This is a genomic window from Mycobacterium sp. ML4 (genome assembly GCF_054515735.1).
Map to the genome: position 1 here is coordinate 93,734 of NZ_JBTNSY010000018.1, position 19,335 is coordinate 113,068.

16 protein-coding genes are annotated in these 19,335 nt (G+C 67.4%); 8 read left to right on the forward strand and 8 right to left on the reverse strand.

What is annotated here, in order from left to right:
• Nucleotides 1–22: 22 nt before the first annotated feature.
• Both ACX9NE_RS20355 and ACX9NE_RS20360 read right to left on the reverse strand, forming a co-directional pair.
• Entirely contained in the window at nt 23–1,534 is a 1,512-nt protein-coding gene (locus ACX9NE_RS20355) for a hypothetical protein (RefSeq protein ID WP_459362730.1), read from the reverse strand.
• Nucleotides 1,531–2,418 carry a hypothetical protein gene (locus ACX9NE_RS20360; protein ID WP_459362729.1) on the reverse strand — a complete coding sequence of 296 codons (888 nt, stop codon included), beginning with the start codon at nt 2,416–2,418 and terminating at the stop codon, nt 1,531–1,533. Before ACX9NE_RS20360 ends, ACX9NE_RS20355 begins: the two co-directional genes overlap by 4 nt.
• 162 nt (nt 2,419–2,580) lie before the next feature.
• Between ACX9NE_RS20360 and trmB the strand changes: the two genes are divergently transcribed.
• Genes trmB through mmpL3 form a run of 3 tightly spaced genes read left to right on the forward strand, consistent with a single transcriptional unit; the run spans nt 2,581 to nt 6,943 of the window.
• Entirely contained in the window at nt 2,581–3,327 is a 747-nt protein-coding gene (trmB, locus tag ACX9NE_RS20365; protein ID WP_459362728.1) for a tRNA (guanosine(46)-N7)-methyltransferase TrmB, read from the forward strand.
• Between the two features lie 4 nt (nt 3,328–3,331).
• A complete protein-coding gene (locus ACX9NE_RS20370) occupies nt 3,332–4,063 on the forward strand; it encodes an NYN domain-containing protein (protein ID WP_459362727.1) in 732 nt (243 codons plus the stop codon).
• Between the two features lie 51 nt (nt 4,064–4,114).
• Nucleotides 4,115–6,943, forward strand: a complete 2,829-nt coding sequence (mmpL3, locus tag ACX9NE_RS20375; RefSeq protein WP_459362726.1) for a trehalose monomycolate exporter MmpL3 — start codon at nt 4,115–4,117, stop codon at nt 6,941–6,943.
• 426 nt (nt 6,944–7,369) lie between these two features.
• Here the strand turns inward: mmpL3 and ACX9NE_RS20380 are convergent, their stop codons facing one another.
• Together ACX9NE_RS20380 and ACX9NE_RS20385 are read right to left on the reverse strand one after the other, a co-directional pair.
• Nucleotides 7,370–7,708, reverse strand: a complete 339-nt coding sequence (locus ACX9NE_RS20380) for a hypothetical protein (protein ID WP_459362725.1) — start codon at nt 7,706–7,708, stop codon at nt 7,370–7,372.
• A 2-nt stretch (nt 7,709–7,710) separates the two neighbouring features.
• Nucleotides 7,711–8,712 carry a hypothetical protein gene (locus tag ACX9NE_RS20385; RefSeq protein WP_459362724.1) on the reverse strand — a complete coding sequence of 334 codons (1,002 nt, stop codon included), beginning with the start codon at nt 8,710–8,712 and terminating at the stop codon, nt 7,711–7,713.
• Between the two features lie 180 nt (nt 8,713–8,892).
• On the opposite strand from ACX9NE_RS20385, the gene ACX9NE_RS20390 reads away from it, so the two are divergent.
• Nucleotides 8,893–9,357 (forward strand): Rv1419 family lectin, encoded by a 465-nt coding sequence (locus ACX9NE_RS20390; protein WP_459362723.1) that lies wholly within the window; start codon nt 8,893–8,895, stop codon nt 9,355–9,357.
• Here the strand turns inward: ACX9NE_RS20390 and ACX9NE_RS20395 are convergent.
• Nucleotides 9,354–10,490 carry an AI-2E family transporter gene (locus ACX9NE_RS20395; protein ID WP_459362722.1) on the reverse strand — a complete coding sequence of 379 codons (1,137 nt, stop codon included), beginning with the start codon at nt 10,488–10,490 and terminating at the stop codon, nt 9,354–9,356. The genes ACX9NE_RS20390 and ACX9NE_RS20395 overlap by 4 nt on opposite strands.
• Before the next feature lie 126 nt (nt 10,491–10,616).
• Here ACX9NE_RS20395 and ACX9NE_RS20400 point away from each other — a divergent pair, with 126 nt between their 5' ends.
• Entirely contained in the window at nt 10,617–11,789 is a 1,173-nt protein-coding gene (locus tag ACX9NE_RS20400; RefSeq protein ID WP_459362721.1) for a lysylphosphatidylglycerol synthase transmembrane domain-containing protein, read from the forward strand.
• Here the strand turns inward: ACX9NE_RS20400 and ACX9NE_RS20405 are convergent.
• Nucleotides 11,786–12,310: a hemophore gene (locus ACX9NE_RS20405; protein WP_459362720.1), complete on the reverse strand. Its 525-nt coding sequence runs from the start codon at nt 12,308–12,310 to the stop codon at nt 11,786–11,788. The genes ACX9NE_RS20400 and ACX9NE_RS20405 overlap by 4 nt on opposite strands.
• Nucleotides 12,311–12,563: 253 nt before the next feature.
• Here ACX9NE_RS20405 and ACX9NE_RS20410 point away from each other — a divergent pair, with 253 nt between their 5' ends.
• The gene (locus tag ACX9NE_RS20410; protein WP_459362719.1) at nt 12,564–15,497 is read left to right on the forward strand and encodes an MMPL family transporter; all 2,934 of its coding nucleotides are present in this window, start codon (nt 12,564–12,566) and stop codon (nt 15,495–15,497) included.
• The gene (locus tag ACX9NE_RS20415) at nt 15,494–15,991 is read left to right on the forward strand and encodes an XRE family transcriptional regulator (protein ID WP_459362718.1); all 498 of its coding nucleotides are present in this window, start codon (nt 15,494–15,496) and stop codon (nt 15,989–15,991) included. The genes ACX9NE_RS20410 and ACX9NE_RS20415 overlap by 4 nt, the downstream gene beginning before the upstream one ends.
• 3 nt (nt 15,992–15,994) lie before the next feature.
• Here the strand turns inward: ACX9NE_RS20415 and ACX9NE_RS20420 are convergent, their stop codons facing one another.
• Complete coding sequence (locus tag ACX9NE_RS20420) at nt 15,995–16,684, reverse strand: hypothetical protein (protein WP_459362717.1); 690 nt, start codon at nt 16,682–16,684, stop codon at nt 15,995–15,997.
• Complete coding sequence (locus ACX9NE_RS20425; protein WP_459362716.1) at nt 16,681–17,301, reverse strand: hypothetical protein; 621 nt, start codon at nt 17,299–17,301, stop codon at nt 16,681–16,683. Before ACX9NE_RS20425 ends, ACX9NE_RS20420 begins: the two co-directional genes overlap by 4 nt.
• 42 nt (nt 17,302–17,343) lie before the next feature.
• Here ACX9NE_RS20425 and ACX9NE_RS20430 point away from each other — a divergent pair, with 42 nt between their 5' ends.
• Nucleotides 17,344–19,326 carry a M13 family metallopeptidase gene (locus ACX9NE_RS20430; protein ID WP_459362715.1) on the forward strand — a complete coding sequence of 661 codons (1,983 nt, stop codon included), beginning with the start codon at nt 17,344–17,346 and terminating at the stop codon, nt 19,324–19,326.
• Nucleotides 19,327–19,335 lie beyond the last annotated feature (9 nt).

Genomic DNA, 19,335 nt, shown 5'->3' on the forward strand with positions numbered 1-19,335 from the left:
TAAGCCTGCTCACAAGACCGATTCAGAAAGCATTGTTTTCGTAAACCCCCGAGGTCCTGGTCCGCACGATTCCCTGGTCGGGGGTGGATATACCCGGTTCGCCGAGTTCTGCACGTACCACCTCGAGCGCGGCCTCGATCGTCGGCATCTCCCGATCACGCACGGCCGCGGCCCGCGCCGCCGCGAGGGCATGCTCGCGCAGTTCCGCATCGATCGCGCTGACCTGTTGGGTGACCCGGACGTTCTCGGCTTCGTCGTGCGCCGCAACCGCGGTGCTCAGCAGCGATCCGGCGGCCAGCACCCGGCCGGCCACCATCTGCTCCGCAGCCGAAGCCAGCGACGATGTCGCCTCGCCCGCCCAGCGCTCCAGCACGGCCCGGTCGCTGAGCAGACTGCGGACGGAGACCACCCATGCCGTCGTCGCCAACCCCAATGCCACGCACACCGCGATTGCGCCCGCGGACAGTCCCGGGTGCAGGCCCGGAGTCAAACCGGCGATCAACCGGCTCAGCGTGAGCGCCACGCCGAGCCCGAACACCGCGCCGAACACCATCATGAGTCGCATCTCGAGCCGGCGGGATTTGAGCGGGGGCAGCGACGACGGAAGTTCCGGCGTGCGCAGCGCCGGCAGATCCAGCGGCGCTCCCATGGCCTGTGCGATTTCGGTCAGATGGGCGTCGGTGGTGGTGGCGATCTCCGCGGCCACCTCGCCGAACCGGTTCTGGGCGGACACCGCGAACCCGGGCACCCCCCGCCGGGACAGTGCCGCGATCTCCTCCTGCAGCTCGTTGCGCAGCGCGGCGGCGCGACTGCGCGCGGCGTAGGACAACTGGACCCGTGACTGCTGAACCTGACCGCGCAGGGTGATGGTGCGCTCCGACCGCGATTGCCGCCGTTGCCGCAGGGCCGCGCCGCGCTCGTCGCGCAGGGCGTCCACCCGGGCCCGCCGGCCGGCACCGTCAGCCTCCCGCTCGAACCGCTGCGCCATCGTCTGCAGGCGCGAATCCCAGGCGCGCAGCCGGTTGCGGCGAACGAGATCGGAATCGGCGAGCTGCACCTCAACGGTGGTGATCAGGTCCTCGACTCGCGCGGCGCCCACCTCCGGCGCGGCGGCCACGCCCACCCACGGGACCTTGGCGTAGCGCGGAGCGTGCCCGGCCAGCTTGTCGCGGTTGACGCTGAGCACGTCCCGCCAGCTCAGATGCACATCGATCTTGGCCACCACGGCGACCACGACGTCGGTGTTCTCCGCGGCGGCGTCCAGCAGCACGCAGTCCGACTCGGTCATCGGCGTCGCCGCCGACACCACGAACACCACGCCCGTCGGGGCATCGCCGGCACCCAGCTCTCCCGACTCCACGAACCTGCGCTGCGGAAGCCGTTGCCGCAACGCGGCGGCCACGCTGCTGACGCCGGCCAGCCACGGCCCCGTCACCAACACCACATCGCGCCGAGTGATGGCCGGCGGGCCCAGGTTCGGCCCGAGGGCCGCGACCATGGCGTCCACCTTGGCGACCGGGTCCTCGCGGCTCATCTGGGCACCTGTCCCGCGGACCACAGACGCAACGCTCCCCGCGCGATGTCCGCACCACAGGCTCGGTGCAGGCTGCTCGACGCCGAGCGGCGGTAGCGCTGCCAGTGCTGCGCCCGCCGCAGCGGGGCGCTGGGCCCGGGTTGCAGCCCGCAGGCCCGCACCGCGTCCAGCGCCGCCGTCATCCTGGCGATGACGGTGTCGTCGGACACCAGGAAGGCGGCGACCGACGGGTCCGACACCGCCAGAGCTTCGAGTTCGGCCACGGCGTCGAGCACCTGGCGATAACGTGCCGGTGCGCCGGCCGCGACGAGCCGGCCGACCACCTCGTCGACGCCACTTACGCGACGCCACAGCGCCCGGACCCGCGCGGGACCATCACCCTGCCGCAGCGCGGTGATCGCCAGGGCGATACCGAACAGATCCACGCCGGCCAACAGCTCCCGCGGTATCGCCGCGGGCGCCGGCTCAGCGGCCAGCGCACGCAACATCGCCCAGGACGCCGGCTCGAGGCCGTCGAGCGCGGCCACCGCGAGCAACCCGCTCATCGGCAGCACGGGCACACCGAGGAGCTCGGAGAACTCTGAACAGCGGGTGCCTGCGGCGGCCATCGGGCCCTCGCCGCGCATTGTTGTGAGGTCTGACTTGTTCAGGACCACCACCGCTGCACCCGAGGCCCCGGCATCCTCGGGTTTGACGACTTCCGCCAGGACATGAACATCGAGGTCCGCCCCGCTTTCGACCACGCAGAACCAGCGGCGCAGTACGCGCGCTACCGTGCCGCGACCCACCCCCGGCCGTCCGTGGACCGAGACCCGCAGCGGCGCGCAGGCACGCTCGGCAATGCCCACAAACCGCTGGTCAGCGGCGCGCTGAGCGAATCGCATCAGCTCATCGACGAAAATCCGCTGCCCCCGTTCCTTCGATATCAACTCGCACCGAATGGTGGCATCTGTATCGGCGTCGCGCGAGCCAGGTGCTCACCCGCTACCAGCCGAAGGCAACTGTTGGGTATCAATCTGGACCAGAGGCGGCTACACCCGGCCTTCATGGGCCACCATGGACGGATGCATGCGCAACCCGGGGTGGGGTTACGGCCCGACGCACCCTGGGGCTATCTGCCTGCCACCAGCTTCCGGTCGCGCCACTCTGCGCTGTCCGGCAAACAGCAGCAGACCTGGGAGCGGCTGTGGCCCGCCCTCGGCCGGCAGGTTGACGCCCCGCCCGGGGACCCGCATCTCGATACCCGCGCCTGGTTCGGCCGCAGCGCCCCGCTGGTGCTGGAGATCGGTTGCGGCAGCGGAACCTCCACGCTGGCGATGGCGCAGGCCGAGCCCGGCATCGACGTGATCGCGGTCGAGATCTACCGCCGGGGTCTGGCGCAACTGCTGTGCGCCGTGGACGCCGCGCAGGTGAACAACATCCGGCTGATCCGGGGCAACGGCGTCGATGTGCTCAAGGACCTGATCGCCCCGCAGTCGCTGACCGGTGTTCGGGTCTTCTTCCCCGATCCCTGGCCCAAGGCGCGCCACCACAAGCGCCGGTTGCTGCAACCGGGCTCGGTTTGCCTGATCGCCGATCGGCTACTTCCCGGGGGTGTGCTGCATGCCGCGACCGACCATCCCGGCTACGCCGAGCACATCTCCGCAGTGGGCGATGCCGAGCCGCGACTCGTCCGCGCCGACCCCGCCTCCGAATCACTACCGATCTCCGTCAGTCGTCCCACCACCAAGTACGAGACGAAGGCTCAAGAAGCGGGCAGCAGCGTCTGCGAGTTCGTATGGAAGCGGATTTGAGCACATGAGCATCACCGAAGAAGTGGCCACCGAAGCGCCCGAATCCCTGGGGCCGGCCCCGGAGCTGCCGAAGGACGGACTGGCCGGCCTGGCCAAACCCGTCAAGCGTTTCCTGCTGGTATGGGACGCACCGAACCTCGACATGGGGCTGGGCTCGATCCTTGGCCGGCGACCGACGGGGGTGGAACGACCGCGGTTCGACGCGTTGGGCCGCTGGCTGCTGGCACGTACCGCCGAGGTCGCGGCGGGGACGCCGGGAACCCAGGACGTGCGGATCGAGCCCGAGGCCACCGTATTCACCAATATCGCGCCGGGCAGCGCCGAAGTGGTCCGGCCCTGGGTCGACGCGTTGCGCAACGTGGGCTTCGCCGTCTTCGCCAAACCGAAGATCGACGAGGACAGCGACGTCGACCGGGACATGCTCGAGCACATCGACCAACGCTTACATCAGGGTCTGGCGGGACTGGTGGTGGCATCCGCCGACGGTCAGGCATTCCGGCTGCCCCTGGAGGCGGTTGCAGGCGCGGGAATCCCAGTTCAGGTGCTCGGATTTCGTGAACACGCCAGTTGGGCGCTAGCGTCGGATACCTTGGAGTTCGTCGACCTGGAAGACATTGCAGGTGTTTTCCGGGAGCCACTGCCGCGAATCGGCCTCGATTCGCTACCTGAGCAGGGGGCGTGGCTGCAGCCGTTCCGGCCGCTGTCCTCGCTGTTGACCTCGCGTGTAACAACCTAAAACCAAGACGCGGGTCTTTAAAAGGTCTTGAAGATCCAGTAAGGAGCTTACGTGTTCGCCTGGTGGGGTCGAACTGTGTACCGACTTCGGTACATCGTAATCGGGGTCACAGTTGCTCTGTGTCTGGTTGGCGGCATCTTCGGTCTCAGCCTCGGCAAGCACGTCACGCAGAGCGGTTTCTACGACGAGGGCAGCCAGTCGGTCAAGGCGTCGATCCTCGGCGACCAGGTCTACGGTCGCGACCGCACCGGCCACATCGTGGCCATCTTCAAAGCACCCGACGGCAAGACCGTCACCGATCCGGCCTGGTCCAAGAAGATCAACGACGAGCTGAACCAGTTCGTCGCCGACCATCCCAAAGAGGTGCTCGGCTGGGCCGGCTACCTGCGGGCCCCCGACAGCACCAGCCCGGTGATCAAGGGCATGGCCACCGACGACAAGAAGTACACGTTCGTGTCGATCCCCCTCAAGGGCGATGACGACGACACCATCCTGACCAACTACAAGAACATCGAACCTGCGCTGCAGAAGCTGGACGGCGGCACCGTCCAGCTCGCCGGCCTGCAACCGGTCGCCAGCGCGCTGACCGGCACCATCGCCACCGACCAGCGCCGCATGGAGGTACTGGCACTACCGCTGGTTGCCGTGGTGCTGTTCCTGGTGTTCGGCGGCGCGGTCGCGGCCTGCCTCCCGGTCATGGTCGGCGGCCTGAGTATCGCCGGCGCCCTGGGCATCCTGCGGCTGATCGCCGTATTCGGGCCGGTGCACTTCTTCGCCCAGCCCGTCGTCTCGTTGATCGGTCTGGGTATCGCGGTGGACTACGGGCTGTTCGTGGTGAGCCGGTTCCGCGAAGAGATCGCCGAGGGATACGACACCGAGACGGCGGTGCGACGCACCGTGATGACGGCCGGGCGCACGGTCGCCTTCTCCGCGGTGCTGATCATGGCCTCCGGCGCCAGCCTGCTGATGTTGCCCCAGGGCTTCGTGAAATCACTGACCTACGCGCTGCTCGCCGCGGTCGGTCTGGCAGCGATCCTGTCCATCACCCTGCTACCGGCCTGCCTGGCGGTTCTCGGCAAGCACGTCGACGCGCTCGGTGTCCGCACCGCGTTCCGGGTGCCGTTCCTGCGGAACTGGAAGGTGTCGCGCGCCTACCTGAACTGGCTGGCCGACCGGCTGCAGAAGACCAAAACCCGCGAAGAGGTCGAGGCCGGGTTCTGGGGCAAGCTCACCAACTTCGTGATGAAGCGCCCGCTGCTGTTCGCCATTCCGATCGTCGTCGGCATGTTCGCACTGGTGCTGCCGTTGTTCAACCTGTCGCTGGGCGGCATGAGTGAGAAGTATCTGCCGCCGAACAACGCGGTGCGCCAGTCCCAGGAGCACTTCGACAAGCTCTTCCCCGGCTACCGCACCAACCCGTTGACGCTGGTGATCCAGTCGACCAACCATCAGCCCCTCACCGACCAGCAGGTCGCCGACGTTCGCAGCAAGGCGATGGCGATCACCGGGTTCATCGTTCCCGAAAACAATCCCAGCGACATGTGGCAGGAACGCGCGCAAGCCCCGGGAGCCTCGAAGGACCCGTCGGTCCGGGTGTTGCAGAACGGGCTGATCAATCCCGGTGACTCGTCGAAGAAGCTGGAAGAGCTGCGTGCCATCACCCCGCCCAAGGGCATCGAGATATACGTGGGCGGCACGCCCGCCCTGGAACAGGACTCGATTCACAGCCTGTTCGACAACATGCCGGCGATGCTGGTGATCCTGCTGACCACGACCACGCTGCTGATGTTCCTGGCCTTCGGGTCGGTGGTGTTGCCGATCAAGGCGGCGGTGATGAGCGCGCTGACGCTTGGATCCACCATGGGCATCCTGACCTGGATATTCGTCGACGGACACGGCTCGGGAGTGCTGAACTTCACCGCGACGCCACTGACCGCGCCGGTCATCGCACTGGTGGTGGCGGTCGGCTACGGCCTGGCCACCGACTATGAGGTGTTCCTGGTTTCCCGCATGGTGGAGGCGCGGGAAAACGGAATGTCCACCCAGGAAGCCATCCGGATTGGTACGGCGACTACCGGACGCCTCATCACGGCGGCCGCGCTGGTCCTGGCCGTGGTCGCGGGATCGTTCGTGTTCTCCGACCTGGTGATGATGAAGTACCTGGCCTTCGGCCTGATGGCGGCGTTGCTGCTGGACGCGACCGTGGTCCGGATGTTCCTGGTGCCCTCGGTGATGAAGTTGCTGGGCGACGACTGCTGGTGGGCACCGCGCTGGATGCGGCGCCTGCAGACCCGCATCGGACTCGGCGAGATCCAGCTGCCCGACGAGCGCAAGCGGCCGGCCGGCAAGGTTCGTCCGCCGGTGACGGCCGGCCTGGTCGCCACCAGCACCGGCGGAGCCCCACGCAAGCCGCACGACCCGACCCATCCGGCCGCTATGACGCGGGCGACGCGCCCAGAGCTGAGTCCTGCGCAGAATGGGCCTGCTGCGCCGCAGGTTCCGGTGCGCAACGGTCCGGCCAGCGAGCCGCCCACGGCCCGTCTGTCGGCGCCCGGCGCCACTCGCAACGGCCCAGTCCCAAGCCCGCCAAGCCGAGGGCCCGCGCCCAAGAAAGCCGCGCCGCCGCCGTCGGCCGGGGAGACCAACAAGATGCCCGTCGCAGGCAACCGGGCGGAACCGGCACCCGAACCTGACCCGGCCGAGAAGACTACTGCCTTGCCGGTCCAGCGGGCCGAGGGCGACGACTCCGAGACGGCCACCGAGAAGTTGAACGCCCGCGACATCCAGGAAGACAGCACGGTGGACACCGGACGGCGGCGCCGCACCGGCGGCGGCGGAGTTTCCGCGCAGGACCTGCTGCGCCGCGAGGGTCGGCTGTAGAGTTCGTCCCGGCGAGCGCGCGCGTTTGTACGGCGACACGCCGCATCAGGCGTGCATTTGCGCGCTCTCGCGGGCGACGGCGACCCGCACCCTGGCGCTTTGCCGGTGGCTGGGCCAGAATCCACGGTCATGCATAGCTTGCGGTGGATCACCGGCGTGCGCTAGGCACTCGTGACGGTCGGCACGGCAGTGAGCGTCGCGGCCCTGAGCGCCGGCACGGCGAGCGCCGATGGCCCGGGACGCATCGAGATTTCGGCTGGCGAGCGCGCGCGTTTGCACTGCGACACGCCGCGTCAGGCGTACATTTGCGCGCCCTCGCGGGTTGAAGCTCAAGAGCGCGAGCTTCGGCGGGGATGGTCACCGACCTTAATAGGCGCCGCCTGAGTACGGGACTGCGGGGCCTACACGCGCGCCCATCGGGCGCGCTCAGAAGTGCTCGTGCTCGTCCTCGCGATTGCGGAACCTGTTCAGATGTGCAGCCCATCGGCGCTGGACGTAGTTCTCACAATCGGACCTGATTCGTTGCAGCTCGCTTGGCGGCAGACCGTGGAGGTAAGACGGATGGGTGTCGTACCAGTCAGCGACCCGCTCCTCCACCATCTGGCGGTACAAGGCGCGAAACCGCTCTTCATCGTCGAAATGCGCATCGTCGGGTTCCGAGGCGGTGTCGTTGGCCTGCTCTACCAGCCGCTTCGCCCCTGGCGGCAACTCTCCCGTCCGCAGGGCACGAACCACCTCAGGACCCAAATGGGAGATGTCGGCCACAACTACAGACTTTCCTTCGACGGCCAGCCAGGGGTGGACACCGGACTCTTATCCAGCGGAGGCTGGCTCGGAAAACACGGGCTCGGGTCATACCGATCCCCCGGGTATAGGTAGAAGGTCGCATACCAGTCACCGAACACCGACACCGCCGGCGCCGGGGCAGGCCCCTGCTGATTCACCGGCGGCGCTTTCCCGACCCGCACATACCTCAATTCGGCGAGAGCAACGTCGGGAGCGTCGCTACCGTCCAGCGTGATCGACCCAGAGTTACACACGTCTGCGACCACAGAATCATCGGGTTGAACGGCGAAAGACAACACCCAGCGGCTGACATACCCGGTTGCATCGCGCTTACTGCCGAAGTTGCTCCGGTGCGTTTGGTTGGCGTGGACGAAGCCCGGATAAGAGCCTTCGCCGGCATTGATGTTGAACAGACGGACATCGATGCCCTCGGCGAAGGCGCGGATAAAGGTGCCGTCAGCGCTCATCAGATCCACCGCCGGAGTCCCGATCCAGTGATTGGAGTAGTGGATAGTGGCGGGCAATTCATACCCCGACGCCGTTGAAGGCGTGTTGGTGCTCGCACCCGGTGGAGCTGTATGCCCACAGCCCGCCGCCAGCAGCACCAGCGCCACACAACCACGCGCACACCAGCTCTTCACGATTCGGGTGTAGTTGGGGCCTGAACCCTGAAGATCTATTGATCGTGAAACCGTACTCAGTGACGGGCTAGCCGCGGTGGCGTTGTCCGCCCGCTCATGAGCGTCGGCAGCGTGGCGAATCACTTGCGCCATCTCTTCGTAGCGGCCCGCCACCACCTTGAGCGACTTCGCGATCGCGTCGGAGGCGGCAAACAAAGCCCCTGCGGTCGCAAATCCGGACAACCCGACCGCCGCAGCGCCCGGTGCGGGCACGGAGATTTGTCCCACATCGACCTTCGCGTCATCGATCTTGTTCGCACCCGCTCGTACATTCGGCAGGTCAACTTTCAAGGTCGGAGCCACCGATACCTCCTTCCACCGCCAAGCACAGATCAGCGCGGCATCAGGGTCAACATCGGCCACCAATACCGCGCAGGAGCACAGCCGTGGTAACCCGCGTGCCAGCCGGTCGAGCGCCCACCGCAGCGTGACGGCGACGCGCAGTCTGGCGCTTTGCCGGTGGCTGGGCCAGAATCCACGGTCATGCATAGCTTGCGGTGGATCACTGGCGTGCGCTGGGCACTCGCGACGGTCGGCACGGCAGTGAGCGTCGCGGCCCTGAGCGCCGGCACAGCGAGCGCCGATGGCCCGGTTCAAGTAAAGAGCCGACTCGGCGATGTGTGTCTGGACGCCCCGAGCGGAAGTTGGATGACCATCGTGGTAGTCAACCCCTGTAATGGGACGGACTTCCAGCGCTGGAATTTCACCCCCGGCCAGCAGTTAGAAAGCGTGGCCTTTCCCGGCAACTGCTTGGCTATGCCGGGCGACGACAGGGCGACGGTGCATCTCGGGCCCTGTTTTCAGGGCTGGACCGCCCAGCCCGACGGCCATATCACGGGCGGTTTCGGCTACTGCCTCACCGTCCTGGGCGGTCCGAATCCCGGCACGTGGGTCTCCACCCGCTACTGCGGCGCCGGAGTCGAACAGGGATGGGATCTCGTGCCTTAGTCGTCCGGCCGGTCCGGTTTCGCCCGCACGATCGCCGAGACCTCGTCGTCGTCCTTCTGACTCTCGGCTTCGGCCTCGGGATCGCTGGCCAGCAGCACCTGCATCGCGTTGTTCAAGAAGGCGACAGTCGGGATGGCCAGCAGCGCCCCCACGATGCCGGCCAGCACCCCGCCGGTCGAGATTGCCAGCACCACCGCCAGCGGGTGAATCGACACCGCACGGCCCATCACCAGCGGTTGCAGCACGTGCGCCTCGAGCTGGTTCACCACGATCAGCAAACCCAGCGTGAGCAGCGCGTAGAGCATTCCTTTGGCCAGCAATGCCACCACCACGGCCAGCAGGCCCGACACCAGGGCACCGATCAGCGGCACGAAGGCACCCAGGAAGACGATGGACGCCAGTGGCAGCGCAAGCGGCACACCCATGACCGCCAGCCCCGCCCCGACCCCGACCGCGTCGGTCAACGCGACCAGGAAGGTGGCCCGGATATATCCGGTCAGGGCGCCGTAGCCGGCATGACCGGCCGCGTGCACGCGGTCGCGGACGTGGGCCGGGAAGATCTTCTGCACGTACCGCCAGATGTTGCGGCCGCCGTATAGGAAGAAGATCAGCGTGAACAGCACCAGCACGGCCGCGGTGACCAGTTCGGTGATGGTCGCCGCGGTCGACAGCGCCCCGCTGGTCAGCTTCGCCTGATTGTTTCGCAGAGCCTCGATGGCGGCGTTGCCCGCGTTGTCGATCTGCTCGCGGCGCACATGTGCCGGCCCCTCGATCAGCCATCTGCGGCTGCTGTCGATGCTGTGCTCCACCTGTTTGACGAGGTCGGGCACACCCTCGATGAACTGGCTGATGACGAAGGCCAGGATGCCACCCAGAATCGCGAACCCACTCAACAGCACCACTGTCACCGCCGCGGCGCGCGGCAACCCGTGCTCATCCAGCCAGTCGACGGCGGGCACCAGCAAAGCGCTGATCATCAGCGCCAGCAATACCGGAACGACAATGATCTCGAGCTTGGCGACCACCCACAGCAATGCGACGCCGGCAGCAAGGATCACAAGTAGCCGCCACGACCACGCCGCGGTCTTGCGAACCAGTGGGCTTACCGCCTCGTCGTCCACTCCTGCCGACATTCGGCCAGCCTAGCCGGGATCTCCCGCAAACCCCGTCGCCACGATCCGGTTACGACCCTGGAACAACGCCGACACGTCAGCGACGTGCAACGATGCGCCGGCCACCGGCACGGCTACCCTAATGCGATGTCGTCCAGCGCCGGCGCCCGCAAGTTTGCGGGCGTACGTCTCAACCGAGGCGAGAAGGCGGCGCGCGGCAAGCACTGGTGGCTGCGCTGGGCGGTGTTGTCCGTCGTCGCGATCGTGCTCGGCGTGGAGGTGATTCTGGTGCGCGACCAGCTCGCCAAGGCGTGGACGAGTTTGTTCGAAGCCAACTGGTGGTGGCTGGTCGCCGCGATGGCGGCCGCCGCGGCGTCGATGCACAGCTTCGCCCAGATTCAGCGCACACTGTTGCGTTCGGCCGGCGTGCACGTCAGACAACTGCGCTCGGAAGCGGCCTTCTACGCGGCCAACTCGCTGAGCACCACGCTGCCCGGCGGTCCGGTGATCTCGGCGACGTTCCTGTTGCGTCAGCAGCGCATCTGGGGCGCCTCGACGGTGGTCGCGTCCTGGCAGCTGGTGATGTCGGGTGCGCTACAGGCGGTGGGGCTGGCCGTACTCGGGCTGGGCGGTGCATTCTTCCTGGGCGCCAAGAACAATCCGTTCTCGCTGCTGTTCACCCTGGGTGGCTTCATCGCGCTGCTGCTGCTGGCGCAGGCGGTGGCGTCGCGCCCGGAGCTGATCGAAGGAATCGGCAGCAAGGTCTTGTCCTGGGTCAATTCGATCCGTGGCAAACCCGTCGACAGCGGTTTGGAAAAGTGGCGCGAAATCCTGATGCAGCTCGAGTCGGTCAGCCTGACCCGACGCGAGCTGGGGGTGGCGTTCAGCTGGTCGCTGTTCAACTGGATCGCCGACGTCGCGTGCCTTGGCTTCGCGGCCTACGCCGCCGGCGACCATGCCTCGGTTGCGGGGTTGACGGTCGCCTACGCGGCGGCCCGCGCCGTCGGGACGATTCCGCTGATGCCGGGGGGCCTGCTGGTCGTGGAGGCCGTGCTGGTCCCCGGCCTGGTCTCCAGCGGCATGGGTCTGCCCAACGCGATCTCGGCGATGCTGATCTATCGGCTGATAAGTTGGCTGTTCATCGCCGCGGTCGGCTGGGTGGTGTTCTTCTTCATGTTCCGCACCGAGAAGCTCGCCGCGGACACCGACGACGACCCGCCCACCGATCCCGAACTGCGGATGCCGAATCTGCAGGCGTTCGGTGATCCGGCGGACTCGGCCCTACAGGGACCGTTGCCGCCGGTGGACCCGCCTACCTAGCCGCCCGGCTTCGGTGCGGGCGAGGGCTTCACCGCACTGGTCGGCGACGCGACGGCGGGTGCGCCCGGCACCGGAGGCGTGCGGCCCGCCGGTGCGGGACCCGGCAGACCGGGGACGCCGCCGCCCTGGGCCGCCTGGACCATGGAGAGCGCCTGCGGCAGGGAGATCGGCAGCTTGCACTGCGTGCCCAGCTTGTTCAGCGGGTTGGCAAGGCCCTGCATATCGAGCGCCACCTTGGGATTCGCCTCGAAATAGGTCTTGATCGAACCCATCGACTGCGGACCGGCCTGCTGCTGCAGGGCGCTGGTCATCACCTGGTTGGTCTCCGGGTGCGAGTCCAGGTAATCGCCCGTCGACTTGGCTACCGATCCGATGGTGCGCGCCACCTCGCTGGCCGCGCAGGGGTCCGTCGAACCCGTCGCCGCCGGGGCCGCGATGAAGGCGCTACCGGCACAGGACAATCCGCTCGCGGCCACGACGGCGAAAAGCCCGCGGCGCAGCAACGGCTTACTTGGCATCATGGAGAACTCCTCACGCTTCGCCGCCCGAAGTCCCCCGACCGGCGGCCTTGGAACATCCTGCCATCCCGCCGGGCGCCGCGGCCAATTCACGCACCCGTCGCCACCGCCGATCACGACTTAACAACGATCCCGCCGAATCGGTGTCGCCGCAGCTCAGGAACCGATAAGCAAAGTCTGGACCCAGAGCTCTCGGGTAGGCTCGCGGGCACGTGCTGCGCAAGAAACACGGGGAGTTAGAGAAATCCAGCAGTTCATGATGCGGCTCAGCCGTAACCTGCGCAGATTCCGCTGGTTCGTCTTCGCCGGCTGGTTGCTCGCACTGGTACCGGCGGTATATCTGGCGATGACGCAGTCGGGCAACCTCACCGGCGGCGGGTTCGAGGTTGCCGGTTCCCAGTCGCTGGCTGTCCACGACCAGCTGGTCGCGCAATACCCCGACCTGGGCGCCTCGCCGTTGGCGCTGGTGGCAGCGCCCCGCGCCGACGCCACCTACCAGGACATCGACGATGCCGTCGCCGAACTCCGACGGATCGCGGGCGAGCTGCCCGGGGTCACCGAAGCGCCCAACCCCACCCAGCGCCCGCCCCAACCCGACCGGCCATACGTGGTGACATTGCGTCTGGACGCCCGCAACCCCGGCACCAGCGATGTCGCCAAGAAGCTGCGGGAACGGGTCGGCGTCAAGGATGACCAGTCCGGGCAGACCGCCAATGGTCGGGTCCGGCTCTACGTGATCGGTCAGGGCGCACTGAGCGCCGCCGCTGCGGCGAACACCAAGCACGACATCGCCAAGGCCGAGGAATGGAACCTGCCCATCATTCTCATGGTGCTGCTCGCAGTGTTCGGTTCGCTGGCCGCCGCTGCCATACCGCTTGCGCTGGGCGTCTGCACGGTCGTGGTGACCATGGGCCTGGTCTACGCGCTGTCCATGCACACGCCCATGTCGGTGTTCGTCACCTCGACGGTGTCCATGTTCGGCATTGCGCTGGCCGTGGACTATTCGCTGTTCATCCTGATGCGGTTCCGCGAGGAACTGCGCACCGGCCGTCAGCCACAGGACGCCGTGGACGCCGCGATGGCCACCTCCGGACTCGCGGTGGTGCTGTCCGGGATGACCGTCATCGCTTCACTCACCGGCATCTACCTGATCAACACCCCGGCGCTGCGATCGATGGCCACCGGAGCCATCCTGGCCGTCGCGGTCGCCATGCTGACCTCGGCGACCCTGACGCCGGCGTTGCTGGCGACGTTCTCCCGGGCGGCGGCCAAGCGGTCGCCGCTGCTGCACTGGTCGCGCCGGCCGGAAAGCACGGTGTCGCGGTTCTGGACGCGCTGGGTCAGCTGGGTGATGCGCCGTCCGTGGATCTCCGCGCTGGCGGCCGCTGCCCTGCTCCTGCTGATGGCCACTCCGGCGCTGTCGATGGTGCTCGGCAACAGCCTGCTGCGACAGTTCGACTCCTCCCACGAAGCCCGGGCCGGGGTGGCCGCGGCGTCGCAGGCGCTCGGCCCCGGAGCACTGGGACCCGTACAGGTCCTGGTGACCTTCCCCGACTGGCCACAGGGACAAGACGCCATTCCCGTCCACGCCCAGAAGGCCGACGCACTGCGCCGGGAAATGGCGCTGGCGCCGAATGTCGCCTCGGTGGGGCCGCCGCGATTCGCCGACGACAACAAGAGCGCCGTGCTCAGCGCGGTGCTGACGGTCGACCCCGAGGACCTGCGCGCGCGGCACACCGTCGACTGGATGCGCAGCCAGCTGCCAAGGATCGGGGGGGACGCGCACGTGGCGGTCGGCGGCTCGACAGCGCTGATCAAGGACTTCGACGACCGGGTCGCGCAAACCCAGCCCGCGGTGCTGGGCTTCGTCGCCCTGATCGCCTTCATCATGCTGCTGCTCTCGGTGCACTCGGTACTGCTCGCGCTCAAGGGCGTGCTGATGACGCTGCTGTCGGTGGCCGCCGCCTACGGCAGCCTGGTGATGGTGTTCCAGTGGGGCTGGGGGGAAAAACTGGGCTTCCCGCAGCTGACGTCCATCGACAGCACAGTGCCGCCGCTGGTGCTGGCGATGACGTTCGGGTTGTCCATGGACTACGAGATCTTCCTGCTCACCCGCATCCGCGAACGTTTCCTGCAGACCGGGCACACCCGCGATGCGGTCGCCTACGGCGTGAGCACCAGCGCCCGCACCATCACCAGCGCGGCGCTGATCATGATCGCGGTGTTCTGCGGATTCGCCTTCGCGGGCATGCCGTTGGTCGCCGAGATCGGCGTGGCGTGCGCTGTCGCGATCGCCGTGGACGCCACGGTGGTGCGGCTGGTCCTGGTGCCGGCCCTGATGGCGATGTTCGCCAAGTGGAATTGGTGGCTGCCGGGCTGGCTGGGCCGGATCCTGCCCTCGGTCGACTTCGACCGGCCACTGCCCGACGTCGACCTGGCCGGCGTCGTCGTCATCCCCGAGGACATCACTTCAGCGATCGCCCCCAGCGCGGACCTTCGGATGGTGATCAAGTCCGCGGCCAGACTCAAACACCTTGCGCCCGATGCCGTTCGCGTGGCTGATCCGCTGGCGTTCACCGGGTGTGCACGGCGAGACGAGCCGGACTCGGCGGACGCCGACACGGTCGCGCTGGCCACCGGCCCCGTCGGAAAGGTCAACCTCGCGTACCGCTCCGGCATCGCCAGGGCCATGTCATGGGCGGATCGCCCGATCCACCCGGTCACCTTGTGGCGCGGACGCCTCGCCGTCGCGCTCGACGCGCTGGAGCGCAGGGGTACGAAGAACGGTTACCGCCGGAGCAGTCCCGTGGAGACCACCAACGTCCAGCTACCAACCGGTGACCGGCTGCTGATCCCGACCGGGGCCGAAACACTGCGGCTCAAGTGCTACCTGATCATGAGCCGTAACAGCAGGCGCGATTACGCCGATTTTGCTGACATGGTCGACGCAATGGACCCGGAGACCGTCGCGGTGGTGCTGGCGAGCATGGACAGGTATTACTGTTGTCAACCTCCCGGCTCGTCGTCACGATCGCAGTGGATGGCCACCCAGTTGGTTCGCCGGCTCGCGGATCCTGACCCGTCCGACCTCGACGACGATTGGCCTGATTCCAATGCGCGGGCAGACTGGGAGGCGGTCAAGCAGCGATGCCTGTCCGTAGCCGTGGCAATGCTGGAGGAGGCGAGGTGACGTTGGCTGCCGACCAGCGGAATCCTGCGCCGACTCGGCCTGTGCGGCGGCCCGACCACGATCAACCGGTGGAGTTCTGGTCTACCGCCGCCATCCACTCCGCGCTGCAGAGCGGCGACATCGCCGTCTGGAAGCGGATCGCGGCTGCCCTCAAGCGCGACCCCTTCGGCCGCACCGCCCGCCAGGTCGAAGAGATTCTGCGCGGGTCGCGTCCGGTCGGCATCGCCAAAGCGCTGCATGAGGTGCTCGACCGGGCCCGCACCCACCTGGAGGCCAACGAACGAGCCGAAGTGGCGCGCCACGTGAAGCTCCTGATGGACCGGTCCGGCCTGGTGCAACAGGAGTTCGCCTCGCGCATCGGGGTGGCCGTCGAAGACCTCGCCTCTTACCTGGACGGCAGCGTCAGCCCGTCGGCCTCGTTGATGATCCGGATGCGCCGGTTGTCCGACCGTTTCGTCCGGGTCAAGAACGAGCGGGCGGCCGACTCCGACTGACACTCAGCGCGAGTTGATCGGGACGATGTCCTGCACCAGCCAGTCGTTACCCTTCTTGGTCAACGTGACCCGGACCGCCGGGGCGGCCTGACTGGTGGGCTGACCGGGCGCGTTCTGGGTGACCCGCATGATCACCGCGACGCTGGCCGCCGAGGGACCGATCGCTTCGACGCCGGCCGCCAGGGTGGAGGCCTGCGCGGTAACCTTGCGCTGCAGCAGGTCCGCGCTGGTCTTGGTGTATTCCTCTTTGAATTTGCCCGCCTTGTCCGGAACCATCATCGACGCGGCCCGGTCGATGGAGGCTCCCGGCGCCGTCGGCGAGAACGACGCGACCGCCTCGGCGACTCCGGTGGCGACCTGGACCACCGTGACCGAGTCCCGTTTGAAGTCGTCGTCCTTGGTCGTCCAGTGGGTGTATCCGGTCAGCACCGCGGCGCACAGGGCGGCTGCTGCAAGAAAGGCAACCGCCAGACGCAGTCCCGGTGCGTCGTCGTCGGTTCCGACGGTGACCGAGTCCCGGCGCAACAGCCAGAAGTTGATCGCCACAGCCTCGACGACCAGCAGCGCCAAGGCCGCGGCCACCGCCACCCACCACCGCGGCCAGGCCAGCACCGCGCCGATCCCGAACAACGCGACCAGCGCGGCCAGCGGCGCCAGCACGTCGAACACCGCCAGCCGCCACGCGTTTCTCATCGGATCGACTCCAGCTTGGAGATCATCATCTTGTTGTCGACGTTGGATACGTCCAGGCGCAGGTTCCAGTGCACCACCTGTGGCTTGGCGCCGGCGTTCTCGCTGATCGAGGTCGCGACCACCATCACCGAGTCGGTTCGGGTGGCGAACGGCGGCAGCTTCGTCGTCACCACCGGTCGCGGGGAGCCGGGGACGGTGTCCAGGTCGCGATGCACGGTGTCGATCGCCACCGCTTCGATCTGGCCCGCACTCTTGGCCTGCAGCTTTTCCACGACTTTGCGGTAGTCCATGATGGCGGCCTCGAAGTCGGTGTTGAGCTGGCCGACCGTGCCGTCATGCAGCCGCTGCAGGCTGGCGTCGATGTTGCCGACGTTCATGTTGATCAGGATTTCCGTCCAGTCGGCCGCGGCAGCCATCACCCGGGACAGATAGATCCGCTCGCCGGAGTCGTCGCGATGCCCGAACCAGATCAGCGCGCCCAGCACCAGCGCCGCGACCGAAACCAGACCCAGCACGCCGGAGGCGATGCCGTAGGCGGAAAACATTCCGGATTCGGAGGCGTCCTCGTCATCGGTGTCCTGCGGGTCCTCGGTGTCTTCTGTGTCCTGGTCAGGCATGGCCCGATCGTCGCACCCGAAAAGAGATGGAAGGATGGCGGGGTGACAGTAGAGGCCATCCGCTCGGGAATCGACCTGAGCTATCTCGACCCAACCGCCCGCCCCCAGGACGATCTTTTCGGTCACGTGAACGGGCGGTGGTTGACCGAGTACGACATCCCCGCCGACCGTGCCACCGATGGCGCCTTCCGGACACTGTTCGACCGGGCCGAAGAGCAGGTCCGCGACCTGATCGCCGAAGCCAGCCGGAGCCGGGCGGCGACGGGCACCGACGAACAGCGCATCGGAGATCTGTACGCCAGTTTCCTGGATGAGGACACCGTGCAACAGCGCGGCCTGCAACCGCTGCACGCCGAACTGACCGTCATCGACGGTGCCGCCGATCGGGACGCGCTGTCCGCTGTCATCGGGGCACTGCAACGCACCGGGGTAGGTGGCGGCGTCGGGCTCTACGTCGACACCGACTCCAAGAACTCCAGCCGTTACCTGGTGCATTTGGCCCAGTCCGGTATCGGATTGCCCGACGAGTCCTACTTCCGCAACGAACAGCATGCCGCCGTGCTCGCCGCCTACCCCGGCCACATCGCCACTATGTTCGGCCTGGTGTTCGGTGGCGGCGCGGACGAGCATGCCGACACCGCGGCCCGGATCGTGGAATTGGAACGTAAACTCGCCGCCGCGCATTGGGACGTGGTCAAGCGTCGCGACGCCGAGCTCACCTACAACCTGCGCACGTTCACCGACGTGCAGGACACATCGGGCTTCGACTGGGCCGGCTGGGTCACCGGGCTGGGCACCACACCCGAGGCGGTGTCGGAACTGGTTGTGCGCCAGCCCGATTACCTCGCCGCCTTCGCCGGACTCTGGAGCAGCGAAGACTTCGAGGACTGGAAGAGTTGGGCCCGGTGGCGATTGATTCGCGCCCGTTCCCCCTGGCTGACGCGCGAGGTGGTCGAGGCGGACTTCGAGTTCTACGGCCGTCTGCTCACCGGTACCGAACAGATTCGGGACCGCTGGAAGCGCGCGGTCGCGCTGGTCGAGACGCTGATGGGTGATGCCGTCGGAAAGCTCTACGTGGCAAAGCATTTCCCGCCGGGCGCCAAGGCCCGCATCGACGAGTTGGTGGCCAACCTGCGGGAGGCGTACCGGATCAGCATCAGCGACCTGGACTGGATGACGCCGCAGACCCGGGAACGCGCGCTGACCAAGCTGGAGAAGTTCACCGCCAAGGTCGGCTATCCGGTCAAGTGGCGGGATTACTCCGCGCTGGTCATCGACCGCGAGGACCTGTACGGCAACTTCCAGCGCGGCTACGCCGTCAATCATGACCGGGAATTGGCCAAGCTCGGCGGACCAGTCGACCGCGACGAGTGGTTCATGACGCCGCAGACCGTCAACGCCTACTACAACCCGGGTATGAACGAAATTGTTTTTCCCGCAGCCATATTGCAGCCGCCTTTCTTCGATGCCGACGCCGACGACGCGGCCAACTACGGCGGTATCGGGGCGGTGATCGGGCACGAGATCGGGCACGGCTTCGACGACCAGGGCGCCAAGTACGACGGCGACGGCAATCTGGTCGACTGGTGGACCGACGACGACCGCACCGAGTTCGCGACCCGCACCGAGGCGCTGATCGAACAGTACGAGGCCTACACGCCGCGCTCCCTGGACGGCGATCACCATGTGAACGGCGCCTTCACCGTCGGCGAGAACATCGGCGACCTGGGTGGTCTGTCGATCGCGTTGCTGGCCTACCAACTGTCGCTCAATGGTGAGCCCGCGCCGGTGATCGACGGACTGACCGGCGTGCAGCGGGTGTTCTTCGGGTGGGCCCAAGTGTGGCGCACGAAATCGCGTCACGCCGAAGCGATCCGGCGACTCGCGGTGGACCCGCACTCGCCGCCGGAATTCCGCTGCAACGGCGTCATCCGCAACGTGGACGCGTTCTACGAAGCGTTCGACGTGTCGGAGTCCGACGAGCTGTTCCTGGACCCGCAGCGCCGGGTCAGGATCTGGAACTAGGCGGCCCGT